Source organism: uncultured Thiothrix sp., from assembly GCF_937876535.1.
GTDB lineage: Bacteria > Pseudomonadota > Gammaproteobacteria > Thiotrichales > Thiotrichaceae > Thiolinea.
This window is the reverse complement of sequence record NZ_CALFHZ010000009.1, coordinates 144,937-159,675: the sequence shown is the minus strand read 5'-3', so window position 1 is coordinate 159,675 and position 14,739 is coordinate 144,937. Positions and strand designations below refer to the sequence as shown.

Sequence of the window (14,739 nt, the reverse complement as noted above, 5' to 3'; positions counted from 1 at the left end):
TAGCTTAACTAAGAATTCAGCTTAAGTTAAAAATCTAAGATGCAAGGTAAACCGAATAAAAGCTGCTTAAAAATCTAAATACTGTTTTGCATAAGCCTCTAACTCTAGAGGTGCTCGAGCATATCCCACAATGAATAATTCAGATAAATAGCGCTCAATAAACCCTGCACGCCCCAAGCGCTCGATTTGGCTAATATGGACTAATTCATGTTGCAAGACGACTGGATCGTGGCTAGCACTAGGCTTGAGCAAAATGACCGAACCTATGGTACGTGCCAACTCAGACTCAGTACCAAACCCAAACTCTGTAGCAGCCTGCTTAAGTACTTCCTGCTTAGGCAAAGGAAACTCATCTAAAACCAGAACTCTTACTTGCTCTGGTGCTTGCACAGCAAGTTTTAAGGCGATTACTTGCTCTTGAGGGTTTAAAGCACGCCCTGAGGAATAAAGTTCTTGTTCTGTTTGTTGATACCAAGCCTGAGCTAGCGGCAATAAGTGTGCAAGTTTAGCTTGGACATAATCACTCGGATACTCAATACGTAGTAGCTCAGGGCGAGTGGGTGGGAACACTACCATTTTGGGATTCATCATCAACATGGCGGGAGTTAACGCAGACATAGTTCAGCCTCCTAAGTAGGATGAGTGCTGAGCAGTTTAGCTCAAAGCATCTCGCCTCTTGAGCTAATTTTAGAATTCAGGTGGACACTCAAATTGCAAATTAGCTTGAGTCATGGGGTGTTGAAAACCTAACTGCCAAGCATGTAATAACAGCCGCTCCGCTTTAGTTTTTAGTTCAGGCGGTGCATACAATTCATCACCCACAATTGGATGACCTAGGCTCATTAAATGTACGCGTAATTGATGCGAGCGTCCGGTAAAGGGTTCTAGTTCAACGCGGCTTAAATTTTCATCTGCATGGTAAGACAATACACGATAACGTGTGAGAGAAGGCTTACCCTCTTCAAAATCGACCTTGTGCTTGGGGCGGTTCGGCCAATCGAGTAACAGTGGCAAATTAATCTCACCTTCCGCTTGTTTGAGTTTGCCACCCACCACCGCTAAATAACGCTTATGCACACTACGTTGTTGAAACAAAATACTTAAAGCACTTTGCATTGGCTTACCACGCGCCATTAATAGCAAGCCAGACGTATCCATATCTAAGCGATGCACAATCAATGCATCCGGGTAGACACGCATCACCCGATTAATCATACAATCTTGCTTATCTTCGCCACGCCCAGGCACCGACAATAAACCCGCAGGCTTATTCACTACTAATAAGTGCTCATCAACATAGTAAAGATCTAAGCCTGTATCGGCTGGCGGAGTATATTGCATCATGAGCTGCCTTATATCATAAAACAGCTCATAACTCCGCATGGGTTTGCTAAGACTTACTCAGGCTTAGTGGCTACATTCCACTGTTTAACCCTTTCCACTAAAGCAGCTACTAGCCACAGACTACCTAAGCCTAGGAACAGTACTAGCCAAAACATAAAATACATGCCTACCGTCCATTCCAAGGCGACTTTAGCGCGTTGCAGAAAACCAATTTGTAGGATTTTATCTGCACGCCGTTCTTTCAGCGAAAACTTAACCGTGCAAAATTCATTATTTGCATCGAAATCACCTAAGCTTACACCCAAAGTTTGAATCTGCTTTTCCACCTCAAGCAATTGATTAGTGAGTGAAATCAGCTCGCCAGTATTCGCATCTTTTTGCCGCAACTCTAGTAAAGTATCACGGGCTTTTTGTAAAGAAATACGCTCGGCTTCTAATTTTTTGTATTCATTAGTTTTGTCATTTTTATCGATCTGAATACTTTTTAAATCACCGATTTTACGTAAAGATTCAATCGTGCTATCGAACTTATCGGGAATTACCCCCAAAGCAATATTCAACTGCCGCCTCGGTTTTAAGCCAGCACGCTGTTCAAACTGAATCATTAATTGTTCGTTTTGAATCAGTGCATAGAGATTTTTTTCTTCTTGCTCATAATTTTTAGAAACACTACTGAGTGTCGCGATTTTTTCATATTTTTGATCTACCGCCGTCGTTTGAGCCTGCCCTGCCGTATTCATCGCGATTTTACTGCTAGCGTAGTTTTTGCGCTCTACACTAAAAGACTCTACCTGATTCATAGCTCCAGATTGTTCAGCATCTACTTCTGACTGATAGAAATCTCTCGTTTCAAAAGAAATGATTTGCCCATTGGGTTTAGTGAAATAGCCATAGCCCAAACGCAGCGCCCATAACGCTAAAAATGCCAATAACAAAATTAGCAGACGTTTTTTCATACTTAGCGCAGTCATAGAACTCCCTTAATCCGCTTTATTATTAAAATACTAGGGATAAATCCTGCAAAATATTTGCAGATTACACAGAAAGATAGTGCATCCGGCTAAGTGGTAGCACCAATCACATTCGGCTCAGCCTCTAAAATCACACCAAATTTGGCTTGTACGGAGGCAATAATCGCTTGCGCGAACTGCCAAATCTCTGCACCAGTCGCTTGCCCATGATTCACCAGCACTAAAGCATGCTGGTCATAAGTTCCCGCATCGCCTACCCGTTTGCCTTTCCAGCCGCATTGGTCAATCAACCAACCGGCTGACAATTTCACAAGTTGGTCTTGTGGCCAAGCGGGGCAGTTAGGAAACTTAGCTTTGATCGCTGTAAATTCATCAGCCGTTACCAGCGGATTTTTAAAGAAACTCCCTGCATTACCTATCACTGCGGGATCAGGCAATTTGCTTTGGCGGATAGCGATAATCGCATCGCTAATAGTACGTGCATCCAAAGTTTTATCGGCTAAATATTCACTAACCCCTGCATAGTCTGTTTTCCAAATAGGGTGTTTAGGCAAGCGAAATGTCACTGCACCAATCAACCACCGCCCAGGTTCGACCGATTTGAAATGACTGTCTCGATAAGCAAACGCACAATCATCCAAACTAAATTTACGCAATTCGGCAGTGCGCCAATCCAAAGCATCTAGCTCATAGAAATGATCTTTTAGCTCTACCCCATAAGCGCCAATATTCTGCATCGGCGCAGCACCTACCGTGCCCGGAATTAGAGATAAATTTTCTAAACCTGCATAACCTTGCTCAATCGTCCAGCGCACAAAGTCATGCCAATTCTCCCCTGCACCTGCACGCACATAGACATAATTCTGATCGTCAGCAATTACTTTGCGCTCTGCTAAACGCACTTGAACAACCATGCCCGGGAAGTCTGCAATAAACAGCATATTACTGCCACCGCCTAAGAACAACACCGGTAGCTCCGGATGTTCACGCCGCCACAGCATAACGGCTTTCAAGCCACCTAAAGTACGTAAGCTACAAAAATAACGTGCTTGCGCCTCAATACCAAAGGTATTCAGCGCTTTTAAAGAATAATGTTCATAGATTTTCATGCCGCGCATTGTGGCGTGAGTACTACTAGCCTGCAACTGGATTTCAAGCTCGCATTCCCTATTGAATAGGCAATAAGACTTCAAATAGCGTCCCACCGCCAGAGCGTGAACTACAAGTCACCGTACCTGCATGGCGTGTAGCGATTTGCCTGACTAAGCTTAAGCCCAAGCCCCATCCACCTTGGCCTTCGCCATGTCCTGCCGGTCGATAAAAAGGCTCAAAAATATGTGCTTGTGCTTCTGGTGGAATCCCTATTCCTCGATCCAAGACCTGCAAACTAACTTGCTCAGGCGACTTACGGATTAAACGTGCCTCAACTTGCCCCCCACCATGCCGCAGCGCATTTTCTAAGAGATTACGAATCAAACGCCGCAATAAACGTTCTTCGCCAGTAAGCTCTAAGGCATCAGCCTCACAATCCAATTCTAAACGTGCACATTCTTCGGCAAGCAAGCCAGAGAGATCCACTGAATTTTGTTCTAATGGAATTTCTAAAGTATCGAGGCGGCTGGCTAACAAGATTTCTTCAACTAATTGATTCAGTTCCTGCATATCCTGGCGCAGGGTTTTGACTTGAATGGACTGCTCTAAATCTTGTTGCTCAGCCAACATAGCTAAGCTCATGCGCATTCGTGCTAAGGGTGAGCGTAATTCATGCGAAGCATTGGCTAATAACTGGCGATGGCTGGCTAGGAGCGCTTGAATTCGCTCAGCCGATTGATTAAAGCTAGTCGCAAGAATAGCGATTTCATCACAACCTTCGACCGGAATACGAGTGGATAATTGCCCAGCCCCTAAAGCTTCGACACCCTTTTTTAATTTTTCTAAGCGATAAGTTAGGCGCTTAGCAATTGGATAAGCCCCTAAAGACACAATCAAAGCAGTAATCAGTAAAAGTGGAAAAATAGGAATATGCGCGCCCTGCTCACGCAAATGAAAAACCGTACCTGCAAGCAACGACACCATGACGACACTACTAATCACTACCAAATAAATTTGCCAGAATAGCCGTCGCCTTAAGCGTCCAAAGCGGCGCTGCTCTTTACGCCATGCTTTTCTATCTTTCTGGTTAGCGCAGCGCCGCCGCTCGCTTCTCATCACTGTTCCTCACCATCTTGGCTGCGTGCAAAGATATAACCTGCTCCACGTAAGGTTATAATCCGTTTAGGCTGCTTGGGATTATCTTCAATCGCGGCACGAATCCTTGAGATATGCACATCAATCGAGCGATCAAAAGCCTCTAAGGTTTCACCTTTAACCATATCCATCAATTGCTCCCGACTTAGCACCCGCCCTGCACGCTCAGCCATCGCAACGAGTAAGTCAAATTGATAGCTGGTTAATTCACGCAGTTGTCCATCAACCCGAACTTCACGCGCTTCACGATCAATTTCCAAACGGCCAAAACGTAAAGCTTGTGTATGGGTGCTTTCACGCAGGCCTCGACGCAAAATAGCTTTAATCCGTGCGCGTAGCTCACGCGGCTCAAAGGGTTTAGGCAAATAATCATCTGCGCCCATTTCAAGGCCAATGATTCGATCCGTCGCATCACCGCGTGCGGTTAGCATAAGGATGGGAATAGCTGCGGTCGTGCCAACCCGTAACTGGCGACAAAGGTCTAAACCATCAGCATCGGGAAGCATTAAATCCAGAATAATTAATGACCACTCCCCTTGCTGAGCGAGCTTCAAACCTTCCTTCCCTGTATAAGCAGAAGTGACTTGATAGCCAGCCTCGCCTAAATATTGCACTAGCATTTGACTCAAGCGGACATCATCATCAATCAGTAAGAGTGGCTCTAGCATTAAGTTTACTCATTAAAAAGCAGAACTAGTTACCTAGCTCTGCTGATTATTAAACTAATTTACTTGATAAGTTTAGCGGTAATTGCTCGATTAACGCATCAGCTCCACCGCTTTAGCACGTTGGGCGGGAGTGGCTTCAATCCCATCTAAAATCATACTCATCGGTAAACGGTTTGCGCCACCTTCATACATTGGTTGTTGGTAAGAACTGTGCTCCCATTGATGATGATGGCTAGTCGCCTTACCGAGCATAAAGCCAAACAAACCAATCAGGAAAGCCGCTAATAAAACTTTGCCACGGCGTCTACGATGCTGCCAAAACGCTTGCTTTGACCAATCCCCACAAGCCTCGCGCTTGCAATGACCTTTATTGGCAGTAGTTTGGGGTTCAGCTTCAGTATTGAGCTTAACATTCAAACCTTCAGTAGTAGTTTCAGGGTTGGTTTCATTCGTATTTTTTACATCTGACATGATAGTTACTCCAATTGATTCATTAATTCAGCTTGCTGGGCTGAGCCAGTTGTCTCGCTGGCATGAGAGCTATCATGCAAAACTTGTATTGCTAGATTACGGCGGGTTTGTAAAGTTTTGTGAAGTTGATTATCTTCATAAGACACCCTAAAGTATGAATAAGTATTCATATTCTGGGAAATCAATATGCAAATCAGTGAACGAGGACAAGTGACCATCCCTAAAGAATATCGGGCGCAATTTGGCTTTTTACCGAATACCGAAGTTGAATTTGTGGTACGAAATAATGAGTTAGTACTAGTGCGTAAAGCTACCACTCAAAGCCAAGCCATTCGAGCTTTACGCGGGCGCAAGCAAACAGGTATGACTACCGATGAATTGATGAGCCTGTTACGCGATGGCAACTGAATGGCTAGTTGATACCCATGTGCTCATTGACATTATTCACGAAGATCCGTTATTTGCAGAAGCCTCCACACAAGCTTTAGAACGCTGTGCCAAAACTGGAATCTTAGTTATTAATCCAATTATCTATGCTGAAGTTGGAGCTATTTGCGACTCTTTAGAAGAACTAGACTCACTACTATCGCTTAGTTTGTTTCGGCGTGATCCATTGATTTGGGAGGCTAGTTTCCTTGCCGGACAAGCTTTCCGCCGTTACTGGAAAAATGATGGACAAAAACAGCGAGTACTTACAGATTTTTTAATTGGTGCACATGCAAGTGTAGCTGGATTTGGCTTGATCTCGCGGGATACTAGCTATTTAAAGTACTTCAAATTAGAACTGTTAAATCCAGCCGAAGTTTAAATTACTAACGCTTAGCCTTTAGGAGTCATTCTTGCCCACGCTCAACTGGATAGGCAAACAAGCCGTCACCTCACATCATAAGGAAGTGCCATTCCGTTTGGTCGAACCCGTACCGGAGCTATCCGCAGGGGATGTTGAGAGCGGCAACCTGATTGTACAAGGCGATAACCTCTTGGCGTTGAAAGCCTTGCTGCCGCGCTATGCGGGGCAAGTGAAGTGCATCTACATTGATCCGCCATACAACACGGGCAACGAAGGCTGGGTCTACAACGATAACGTCAACAGCCCCGAAATCCGCCGCTGGTTGGGGGAAACCGTTGGTAAGGAAGGCGAAACACTCGACCGCCATGACCGCTGGCTGTGCATGATGTACCCACGCCTGATGCTCCTCAAACAATTCCTCCGCGAAGATGGCGCAATTTTCATCTCCATCGACGACAACGAAGTAAGTAATTTACGCCTAATCATGGACGAGGTTTTCGGTACAAGTAACTTTGTAGCTACCATTGCATGGCAAAGGCGAACATCCCCGGACTCACGACTAGGTTTAAGTCAAGCGCATGACCACATACTGGTATTTGCAAAAAATAAAGCAGCACTTGAATTCAATCCAATTCCTTTAAGTCAAGATCAAACAAAGAACTTCAAAAACCCCGACAATGATCCAAGAGGTAAATGGACTTCCACAGATTTTACCGCTCAAGGGTGGCGACCAAATCAGATGTATGAAATACAAACGCCTTCTGGAGAAATTTTTTCACCACCACTGGGACGTTGCTGGTCAAATGTTGAAAATGTTTTTCAACAAATGCGCAAAGATGGGCGCATGTGGTTTGGCAAAGATGGTAATGGCCGTCCACGGGTAAAAACCTATCTCTCTGAAAGTAGTGGCGTTCGTGCATGGACTTGGTGGACAAATCAAGATTGTGGACACAATCAAGAAGCGAAAAAAGAAATCAACGATGTTTTGGAACATGAAACTCCTTTCGACACACCAAAGCCGACGCGCTTGATTCAGCGGATTTTGCAGATTGCGACGGATAAGGATTCGTTGGTGTTGGACAGCTTCGCAGGCTCAGGCACAACCGCCCATGCCGTGCTGAAACAAAACGCGGAGGATGGCGGCAACCGCCGTTTCATTCTAGTAGAAATGGACAACACCATCGCCCAAACTGTCACCACCGAACGGGTCAAGCGTGTCAGCCAAGGCTACACCAATACTAAAGGCAAAGCAGTTGCCGGACTCGGCAGCGGCTTCCAATTCTACCAACTCTCCCACGAACCGCTCTTCGCCGCCGATGGCAAAGTTCGCCCCGACGTGACTTTCCGCCAACTTGCCGAATTCGTCTGGTTCACCGAAACCGGCACAGGCTTAACTTCTTGTCCCTCCCCTGACAAGGGGAGGCTAGGAGGGGTTTCTTCCACCCCACTCCTCGGCATCTTCCAGAATCGTGCCATTTTCATGCTCTACAACGGCATCCTCAAAGATAAAACCGACCTCGGCGGCAATGTGTTAAACGCCAAAACCTTACACCTGCTGCAAGGGCTGCTCCCCGAAAAGGACATGCATTGCGTAGTGTTTGGCGCACGTAGCCGCCTCGACAAAGCCACGCTCACCAAGCTCAATATCACCTTCCACCAATTGCCTTACGAACTGGCGGCGAAAACATGGTTTTAAGACTTAAAGATTACCAAGAGCAATTGCTGGACGCGCTCGAAGGCTTCCTCAGCCGCACCCGCGAATTGCAAAACCCCGCGCTGGCTTTTTGGGAAAGCACTAACGAAGCCTTCGGCTACGGTTTACCCTACACCCCCTTACCTGGCGCGGAACAAGTACCGTATGTGTGCTTGCGCGTCCCCACCGGCGGCGGCAAAACCCGCCTTGCAGGGCAGTCGATTGCACGGGTCAAAAACGCCTTTCTCGCTACCGAATACCCGCTGGTGTTATGGCTTGTCCCGTCCGAGCCGATTCTAGAGCAAACCCTGCGCACTCTGAAAACACGCGGCGAAATGCTCCATGAGGATATGCGTGAACTGTTCGGTGCAGTGAATGTGTTGGACATCAACCAAGCCCTCTACATGACCCGCCCGATGCTGGAAAGCGGTGTCACCATCATTGTTGCCACCATGCAGAGTTTCAAACGCGACACCGCGGAAGGCTTGCGCGTCTATCGGCAAAATGGTGCGTTAATGTCGCACTTTGAACACCTGCCCGCTGACTTGAAAGGCGACCATTCGCTGGTGGATGCCATCCGCTTACAGATGCCATTCATCATCGTGGATGAAGCCCACAACCAAGGCACACCTCTGGCAATGGATACCTTGGTGCGCTTTAACCCCAGTTGCATCCTCGAACTGACCGCCACCCCTGACCGCATCAACCAACCTTCCAACGTCTTGCGCAGTGTTTCCGCCGCCACTCTGCAAGCGGAAGACATGCTCAAATTGCCGCTGGAACTCGCCATCCACCCCGAATGGCGCACCTGCTTGACCGAAGCACTGGCGCGTTTACGCACACTGGAGCAAGAAGCCCAAACCGAACAGCAATTGACGGGCGAAATTATCAATCCGGTGATTATGTTGATCCAAGCCGAACGTAAAAACGCCAACAGCGAAAGTTTCGTGCCGGAACGGGTCAAGCAATGCCTGATCGACGATTATCAAATCCCCGCTGCACGCATCGCGATTGCCACGGGCGCATTGGATGAATTATCCGGTAAAAAGCTGACCGACCCCGACTACCCGCAAGTCATTATCACCGTGGATAAATTGCGCGAAGGCTGGGATTGCCCGTTTGCCTACGTGCTGTTCTCCTTCCGCAATACCACCTCCGCCACCGCCGTTGAACAGGTGTTGGGACGCGTATTACGGATGCCGCACGTCCAACGCAAACAGCGCGAAGCCCTCAATCGCAGCTACGCCTACGTGGTTTCCGACCAATTAGCCGCCACCGTACAAGGTTTGCGGGATGGATTGGTGCAAAGCGGCTTTGAACGCCAAGAAGCCAAAGATTTAATCAATATCCCGAATGCCCGCAGCGGGGATTTATTCGCCCCCACGAACGACTTGGTGGTAACACTGCCCACCGCCAACGACACCGTTGTGACTCCCAGTAGTTCGGCAATTGCGGTATTACCCAAAGCCTTGCGCGATAAAATTGAAGTCTCCCCCGAAGCGGGCACACTGACCCTCAAAGGTGGTGCTACCCCCGAACAAATCAAAAAAGTGGCAGAAACCTTCAAGCAACCGGAAGCCGCCCAAGCCGTGCGTGCACAACTGGATACGGCACGCGCTAGTGCCATCGCCCCTCCGCAACGCGAACCAACGCCAGCCGAACGCGGCATTATCGCCACCGTGCCTTTATTGGGGCTGCACCAGTTTGGTTTCTTTGACGTGTTTGATACCCGCGCCCTTTCGGATGCAGATTGGGAACTGAGCGACTTTGACCCCAAACTCACCGCCGACGAATTTGCGCCCGAGGCGGACGTGATGAGCCGCGCCCAATTATCCATTTCCCAAAAGGGCAAGCTCCAGCTCGACTTCTACGACAAACTGGATAACCCACAATTCAAGATCGACAACATCGAATTGGGTTGGACAGAAATTGAGTTGGTGACATGGCTAGACAAAAACCTGCCTTGCATTTACGCCGACCAGCCGCAAAAAGTGGCGTGGCTGAACCAAGCCATCCACTATTTGCTGCATGAACGCGGCTTCACCTTGGAAGAATTGGCTTATCGTAAATTCCGTCTGCGCGGTGCGTTAGAGCGCAAAATGGCAAGTGGTCTGATACTCGCCAAACAAACCGTATTCACCGACCTGTTCAAAGACGAATCCCGCTTTGAAGTGCGTGACGAACACAACATCACGCTGAAGCAAGGCAGCTACGCTTATAACACGCCCTATTCCGGCTTTATCCAATTTAAGCACCATTTTTTCACCACCGTTGGCGATTTACAGCCACACGGCGAAGAATTTGAATGTGCCCAACGTATTGACCAACTCGACAATATCGACTGGTGGGTACGCAACGTTGACCGCAAACCCAACGCCTTTTGGCTGCAAACCGCCAAAGACCGCTACTACCCCGATTTTCTGGTACGTCTGAAAAACGGTATAACGCTAGCGGTTGAATACAAAGGCAAACACATCGCCGAACACGACGAAGAAAAACGCCAAATCGGAGAACTCTGGGCAAAACGCAGCAACGGGCGTTGCCGCTTCGTGTGGGTAGAAAACAAAAACTGGCAAGCGTTAAGCGCCGCTACGCTGAATTAATAAGGGGAATCGTAGTTGATAAGACAAAAGTAGAACTACAAGGTGTCGTTTGCTCACTGACTGAAGCAACCCGCAAATTATTGAATATGCCGAATGGTGCAGCTATCCAGCCCTCACCACATTGGCTGTTTAACGGACGAACAGTGAAAGAAATCTATGAAGGTTATCATAGCCAAACCAACGCTGATTAAGTGGCGGTTTCTTCAACTACGCTGAACACCTTAATCCTTCTGATTCGCCAACCCAAAATCCACGTCTTCATACAAGTCTTGCATAGCAAGTCGGCAATTCACGCTGGCAAACTCTACTTGACTCTCCATCGTCGTAAATGCAAACAGCTCCCAACGATCCTGCGCATTACGTCGAAACACATCAACCCGATAACTACGAGGATCAATCAGCACATACTCTTGAAGACTAGCAATCTCCCGATACAGCGCAAACTTCACCCCACGGTCATAGCCTTCTGTGCTGGCTGGTAAAACTTCAATCACTAAACGTGGTGAATGCTTCGTATAATTACGCTGCAAATCGGCTGGATCACAAGTCACCATCACGTCAGGATAAAAGAAAGCTTCATCCTCTTTTACGCGCACCTTCATGTCCGCCATATAAACACTACAACCCGAACCACGCAAATGCGCCTTCAATAAAGCAAACACATTACCACTAATGCGCACATGACCATCACCTGCACCCGCCATCGCATAAATTTCACCACGAATATATTCATAACGTTGCTCAGTTTCGCGCTCACCCTGCAGATAAGCCTCAGGAGTTAGATATGAAAATGATGCTAGGGCAACCATAAAAAACCACTCATCTCAAGTAATTCCTCAACTATAGCACTAATTCCCCCTAGCCCCGAAAACTCGTTATAATTCGCGGCTCTATGCACACCTAAGTATAAATTTAAAGGTAAAGCACTCCCTATGAGTACCAGTTACGACGCCTCCGCCATTGAAGTTTTGACAGGTCTTGACCCCGTACGGAAACGTCCAGGGATGTATACCGACACTAGCCGCCCCAATCATCTTGCTCAAGAAGTCATCGACAATAGTGTGGATGAAGCTCTAGCCGGTCATGCGAATCGCATTGAAGTCATCCTACACCTCGATGGCTCAGTCACAGTGACTGACAATGGACGCGGAATGCCAGTAGACATTCACCCTGAACAAGGCAAACCTGGGGTGGAAGTGATCCTTTGCACCTTACATGCAGGTGGTAAATTTTCCGATCAGAACTATCAATTCTCCGGTGGCTTGCATGGCGTAGGCGTGTCGGTGGTGAATGCACTCTCACAACGCTTACAAGTGCAAATCAAACGCGGTGGGCAAATTTGGCAAATGACTTTTGCCGATGGTAATAAAGCCAGCGAACTAGAAGTCATTGGTAAAGTTGCCAAGAAAGAAACGGGTACAGCGGTACATTTCTGGCCTGATCCGAAATACTTTGACTCTGCTAAATTTTCAATCCCACGCCTGAAACACAATTTACGCGCCAAAGCAGTGCTCTGCCCCGGCTTACTGATTCGGTTTACGGATGAAGAAAGCCAGGAAACCCTTGAATGGCATTACCAAGATGGTTTACGCGATTATTTAATTGAAGCAGTCAAAGGCTTCGAGCTTCTGCCTGAAAAACCTTTTACTGGTTCACTCAAGGCTACCCGTGAAGCGGTGGATTGGGCGTTACTCTGGTTACCAGAAGGTGGTGAACTCACCCAAGAAAGTTATGTCAATCTCATCCCCACTATTCAAGGGGGTACGCATGTGAATGGTTTGCGTACAGGGGTTACCGATGCTTTGCGTGAGTTTTGCGAGTTTCGGAACTTACTACCGCGTGGATTGAAACTCACACCCGATGATGTCTGGGAAAATATTAGTTATGTGCTGTCCTTCAAAATGCAAGAACCGCAATTTGCTGGGCAAACCAAAGAACGTTTATCCTCCCGCGAAGCCGCAAGCTTTGTCTCTGGCTCTCTGAAAGATGCTTTCAGCCTCTACCTGAATCAAAATACCAGCATTGGCGAGCAACTTGCAGAAATGGCGATTAATAATGCCAATCGTCGCCAACGCGCGAGCAAAAAAGTAGTTCGAAAGAAAGTCACCAGTGGCCCTGCTTTACCCGGCAAACTTGCCGATTGCAGCTCACAGGACATTACGCGCACTGAATTATTTTTAGTGGAGGGTGACTCAGCAGGAGGGTCGGCTAAACAAGCGCGTGATCGTGAATTTCAAGCGATTATGCCCTTGCGTGGAAAAATTCTTAATACTTGGGAAGTTGACTCTGATCAAGTGCTTGGTTCCCAAGAAGTCCATGACATTTCCGTCGCCATTGGTGTTGAACCCGGCCATAGGGATTTGAGCCAATTACGTTATGGGAAAGTTTGTATTCTCGCGGATGCGGATTCGGACGGAGCACATATCGCCACCCTACTCTGTGCTTTATTTGTGCGCCATTTCCGCTCCCTTGTAGAGGCGGGTCATGTCTTTGTGGCAATGCCGCCGTTATATCGAATTGATATTGGCAAAGAGGTTTACTACGCTTTGGATGATGCCGAACGACAAGCACGTTTAGATTTGTTAGCAGCAGAGAAAAAGCGCGGCACGATTAGTGTCACTCGCTTTAAAGGCTTGGGAGAGATGAATCCGCTGCAATTGCGCGAAACTACTATTTCTCCAGATACACGCCGTTTGGTGCAACTAACGATTGATGATAGTGCTGCCGCTGAAGCCACGATGGATATGTTGCTTGCGAAAAAACGTGCCGCAGATCGTAAAGCTTGGTTAGAAGATAAAGGGAATTTAGCCAGTGTTTAAGCACTTACCACCTGCCAATACTGAAACGCCTTGTTTTTGCCTGGTGCGTCACGGGCAAACTGATTGGAATGCGGCAGGGCGTATTCAGGGCTTGGAAGACATTGAGCTGAATACAGTTGGTCGAACACAAGCCCTGCAAACTGGCTTATATTTGCAGCAATGGCAATGGGATCGGATTATTAGCAGTCCTTTAAAACGCGCTGCTGAAAGTGCAGAAATTATTGCAGATCACCTCAAACTAGCACCCGTTGAAATCATGGATGTTTTTATGGAGCGCGACTACGGTGACTGCTCAGGCATGACTGCAGCACAACGTAAGCAATCGTTCCCCGATGGTATTATCCCGCGTCAAGAAACCTTGGAGACTTTACAAAAGCGGGTGCTCCAAGGCTTGCAGCAGCTAACTCTAGAGCCACAAGCACGTACTTTGATCGTGACACATGGGGGAGTGATTAATAGCCTGCTCGCACATATTAGCCAGGGTGAAATTGGTACTGGTAAATCAATTCTGCACAATGCCAGCCTTGCTTTATTTCAATATCAACAAGGCTGGAAAATTCTTGCTTATAATCTCACCGCTCATTTAAACGAATTTAATCGCATAGTTGAGTCTGATAAACCTTAGATTCACCCTTTCCTGGCTGACAACGCCAGGCACGTTGAATACTTGCCGCATACCAACCATAGCGTGTTGCTTTAAAAGTAATTTTTTGAATTACCCCCACCACAGAATGATCCGGAATATTTTCTTCACGGAAGGTACAAATTTGTTGCCCTGCCTTGACCTTACCACACCAATGATAGGCTTTGGTATAACCAACCGGCTCAACCGGTAAACGTTTTAACAGTGCTAAAGGGGAAGATTTAGCGCTAGGATGCTGAGTCACCACCGCTTTTAAATGTTCATTAAAGACTTTTAAATCTTGTGTTGGCGCTGCCTGAAAAGCCTGAATCGGATAGCGCCCATCATTTGCCTGTACTAATGAGCAACTCACCAGCACTGGGGTTATTATCATTAACTGCTGATAAAGCTTCACAGTCTGCTCCTAAAATGAATCTAGCAATGGCCCAATTCATTGCTATTGAGACAAGCCTAGAGAGTGCTAGCTTCACCCATGTTTAATGAAAGCTGC

17 protein-coding genes are annotated in these 14,739 nt (G+C 47.2%); 7 read left to right on the top strand and 10 right to left on the bottom strand.

What is annotated here, in order from left to right:
* Nucleotides 1–66: 66 nt before the first annotated feature.
* From Q0230_RS06255 to Q0230_RS06220, 8 genes are all read right to left on the bottom strand, one after another.
* Complete coding sequence (locus Q0230_RS06255) at nucleotides 67–618, bottom strand: hypothetical protein (RefSeq protein ID WP_298608992.1); 552 nt, start codon at nucleotides 616–618, stop codon at nucleotides 67–69.
* A gap of 69 nt (nucleotides 619–687) precedes the next feature.
* Nucleotides 688–1,344 carry an RluA family pseudouridine synthase gene (locus Q0230_RS06250; RefSeq protein WP_298608991.1) on the bottom strand — a complete coding sequence of 219 codons (657 nt, stop codon included), beginning with the start codon at nucleotides 1,342–1,344 and terminating at the stop codon, nucleotides 688–690.
* A gap of 53 nt (nucleotides 1,345–1,397) precedes the next feature.
* Nucleotides 1,398–2,315, bottom strand: a complete 918-nt coding sequence (locus Q0230_RS06245; RefSeq protein WP_298608988.1) for a DUF4349 domain-containing protein — start codon at nucleotides 2,313–2,315, stop codon at nucleotides 1,398–1,400.
* Between the two features lie 89 nt (nucleotides 2,316–2,404).
* Nucleotides 2,405–3,424: a UDP-N-acetylmuramate dehydrogenase gene (gene murB / locus Q0230_RS06240; protein ID WP_298608987.1), complete on the bottom strand. Its 1,020-nt coding sequence runs from the start codon at nucleotides 3,422–3,424 to the stop codon at nucleotides 2,405–2,407.
* A gap of 58 nt (nucleotides 3,425–3,482) precedes the next feature.
* The gene (locus Q0230_RS06235; RefSeq protein ID WP_298608986.1) at nucleotides 3,483–4,523 is read right to left on the bottom strand and encodes an ATP-binding protein; all 1,041 of its coding nucleotides are present in this window, start codon (nucleotides 4,521–4,523) and stop codon (nucleotides 3,483–3,485) included.
* Nucleotides 4,523–5,230: a response regulator transcription factor gene (locus Q0230_RS06230; RefSeq protein WP_298608984.1), complete on the bottom strand. Its 708-nt coding sequence runs from the start codon at nucleotides 5,228–5,230 to the stop codon at nucleotides 4,523–4,525. The genes Q0230_RS06235 and Q0230_RS06230 overlap by 1 nt, the downstream gene beginning before the upstream one ends.
* A 90-nt stretch (nucleotides 5,231–5,320) precedes the next feature.
* On the bottom strand, nucleotides 5,321–5,701 hold the full coding sequence (locus Q0230_RS06225; RefSeq protein WP_298608983.1) for a hypothetical protein: 381 nt from the start codon (nucleotides 5,699–5,701) through the stop codon (nucleotides 5,321–5,323).
* A gap of 5 nt (nucleotides 5,702–5,706) precedes the next feature.
* Entirely contained in the window at nucleotides 5,707–5,871 is a 165-nt protein-coding gene (locus tag Q0230_RS06220) for a hypothetical protein (RefSeq protein ID WP_298608982.1), read from the bottom strand.
* A gap of 16 nt (nucleotides 5,872–5,887) precedes the next feature.
* Here Q0230_RS06220 and Q0230_RS06215 point away from each other — a divergent pair, with 16 nt between their 5' ends.
* The 5 genes from Q0230_RS06215 to Q0230_RS06195 are packed head-to-tail and all read left to right on the top strand — an operon-like array spanning nucleotide 5,888 to nucleotide 10,978.
* Entirely contained in the window at nucleotides 5,888–6,109 is a 222-nt protein-coding gene (locus Q0230_RS06215; RefSeq protein WP_298608981.1) for an AbrB/MazE/SpoVT family DNA-binding domain-containing protein, read from the top strand.
* Nucleotides 6,099–6,509 carry a type II toxin-antitoxin system VapC family toxin gene (locus tag Q0230_RS06210; protein ID WP_298608980.1) on the top strand — a complete coding sequence of 137 codons (411 nt, stop codon included), beginning with the start codon at nucleotides 6,099–6,101 and terminating at the stop codon, nucleotides 6,507–6,509. The genes Q0230_RS06215 and Q0230_RS06210 overlap by 11 nt, the downstream gene beginning before the upstream one ends.
* Before the next feature lie 31 nt (nucleotides 6,510–6,540).
* Complete coding sequence (locus tag Q0230_RS06205) at nucleotides 6,541–8,187, top strand: site-specific DNA-methyltransferase (protein ID WP_298608979.1); 1,647 nt, start codon at nucleotides 6,541–6,543, stop codon at nucleotides 8,185–8,187.
* Nucleotides 8,178–10,787, top strand: a complete 2,610-nt coding sequence (locus Q0230_RS06200; protein ID WP_298608978.1) for a DEAD/DEAH box helicase family protein — start codon at nucleotides 8,178–8,180, stop codon at nucleotides 10,785–10,787. Before Q0230_RS06205 ends, Q0230_RS06200 begins: the two co-directional genes overlap by 10 nt.
* Nucleotides 10,736–10,978, top strand: a complete 243-nt coding sequence (locus Q0230_RS06195) for a hypothetical protein (protein WP_298608977.1) — start codon at nucleotides 10,736–10,738, stop codon at nucleotides 10,976–10,978. The genes Q0230_RS06200 and Q0230_RS06195 overlap by 52 nt, the downstream gene beginning before the upstream one ends.
* 30 nt (nucleotides 10,979–11,008) lie before the next feature.
* Here Q0230_RS06195 and Q0230_RS06190 read toward each other — a convergent pair whose 3' ends face one another.
* Nucleotides 11,009–11,596: a Uma2 family endonuclease gene (locus Q0230_RS06190; RefSeq protein WP_298608976.1), complete on the bottom strand. Its 588-nt coding sequence runs from the start codon at nucleotides 11,594–11,596 to the stop codon at nucleotides 11,009–11,011.
* A gap of 123 nt (nucleotides 11,597–11,719) precedes the next feature.
* Between Q0230_RS06190 and parE the strand changes: the two genes are divergently transcribed.
* Nucleotides 11,720–13,606, top strand: coding sequence for a DNA topoisomerase IV subunit B (parE, locus tag Q0230_RS06185; protein WP_298608975.1), 1,887 nt, complete (start codon nucleotides 11,720–11,722; stop codon nucleotides 13,604–13,606).
* Complete coding sequence (locus tag Q0230_RS06180; protein ID WP_298608974.1) at nucleotides 13,599–14,231, top strand: histidine phosphatase family protein; 633 nt, start codon at nucleotides 13,599–13,601, stop codon at nucleotides 14,229–14,231. Before parE ends, Q0230_RS06180 begins: the two co-directional genes overlap by 8 nt.
* On the opposite strand, the gene Q0230_RS06175 is transcribed toward Q0230_RS06180, so the two are convergent.
* Nucleotides 14,200–14,643 (bottom strand): hypothetical protein, encoded by a 444-nt coding sequence (locus Q0230_RS06175; RefSeq protein WP_298608973.1) that lies wholly within the window; start codon nucleotides 14,641–14,643, stop codon nucleotides 14,200–14,202. The two genes, Q0230_RS06180 and Q0230_RS06175, sit on opposite strands and share 32 nt — an antisense overlap.
* Nucleotides 14,644–14,739: the final 96 nt, after the last annotated feature.

What these genes read in the sequence shown, in the direction of transcription:
- Q0230_RS06235 (WP_298608986.1), bottom strand. Translation starts at nt 4,523, where the DNA reads ATGAGAAGCGAGCGGCGGCGCTGCGCTAACCAGAAAGATAGAAAAGCA.
- Q0230_RS06190 (WP_298608976.1), bottom strand. Translation starts at nt 11,596, where the DNA reads ATGGTTGCCCTAGCATCATTTTCATATCTAACTCCTGAGGCTTATCTG.
- Q0230_RS06215 (WP_298608981.1), top strand. Translation starts at nt 5,888, where the DNA reads ATGCAAATCAGTGAACGAGGACAAGTGACCATCCCTAAAGAATATCGG.
- Q0230_RS06220 (WP_298608982.1), bottom strand. Translation starts at nt 5,871, where the DNA reads ATGAATACTTATTCATACTTTAGGGTGTCTTATGAAGATAATCAACTT.
- Q0230_RS06200 (WP_298608978.1), top strand. Translation starts at nt 8,178, where the DNA reads ATGGTTTTAAGACTTAAAGATTACCAAGAGCAATTGCTGGACGCGCTC.
- Q0230_RS06255 (WP_298608992.1), bottom strand. Translation starts at nt 618, where the DNA reads ATGTCTGCGTTAACTCCCGCCATGTTGATGATGAATCCCAAAATGGTA.
- Q0230_RS06230 (WP_298608984.1), bottom strand. Translation starts at nt 5,230, where the DNA reads ATGCTAGAGCCACTCTTACTGATTGATGATGATGTCCGCTTGAGTCAA.
- Q0230_RS06245 (WP_298608988.1), bottom strand. Translation starts at nt 2,315, where the DNA reads ATGACTGCGCTAAGTATGAAAAAACGTCTGCTAATTTTGTTATTGGCA.
- Q0230_RS06250 (WP_298608991.1), bottom strand. Translation starts at nt 1,344, where the DNA reads ATGATGCAATATACTCCGCCAGCCGATACAGGCTTAGATCTTTACTAT.
- murB (WP_298608987.1), bottom strand. Translation starts at nt 3,424, where the DNA reads ATGAAAATCTATGAACATTATTCTTTAAAAGCGCTGAATACCTTTGGT.
- Q0230_RS06210 (WP_298608980.1), top strand. Translation starts at nt 6,099, where the DNA reads ATGGCAACTGAATGGCTAGTTGATACCCATGTGCTCATTGACATTATT.
- Q0230_RS06225 (WP_298608983.1), bottom strand. Translation starts at nt 5,701, where the DNA reads ATGTCAGATGTAAAAAATACGAATGAAACCAACCCTGAAACTACTACT.
- parE (WP_298608975.1), top strand. Translation starts at nt 11,720, where the DNA reads ATGAGTACCAGTTACGACGCCTCCGCCATTGAAGTTTTGACAGGTCTT.